General features: G+C 41.8%; 1 pseudogene. It reads right to left on the reverse strand.

The annotated features are described in order from the left end of the window. Nucleotides 1-330: pseudogene (locus tag SanaruYs_RS20190) on the reverse strand (hypothetical protein); the annotation flags it as partial.

Below are 330 nucleotides of genomic sequence, written 5' to 3' on the forward strand. Positions count from 1 at the left end.
ATTCTGTGCATTGTCTTTCTTTCTGCTCATCGATCTGTCCGGAGGCTTTCATGTTCTGGTAATGAATAACCTTTTTACTCTGATCGTGACTTTCATCTACCGCTATGATAAAACACCTGCTCATGTTATCTTCGTAGATTTCTCCTTTCGTAGTACAACTCATGCTCGCGATCGGGCCATAAACCGTTTTCTCACTCGCGCTAATGTTTCCATTTTCGTCTTTGATACTGGTACTGCTAATGATCATACCTTTGCTCTGCAATTCTCTAAACGCGAACTGTGCTTCTTCTTTCATGCCGTCCAGGTCTTCAATGCAGATCAGTTTGTTTT

Source organism: Chryseotalea sanaruensis (assembly GCF_003990915.1).
Lineage (GTDB): Bacteria > Bacteroidota > Bacteroidia > Cytophagales > Cyclobacteriaceae > Chryseotalea > Chryseotalea sanaruensis.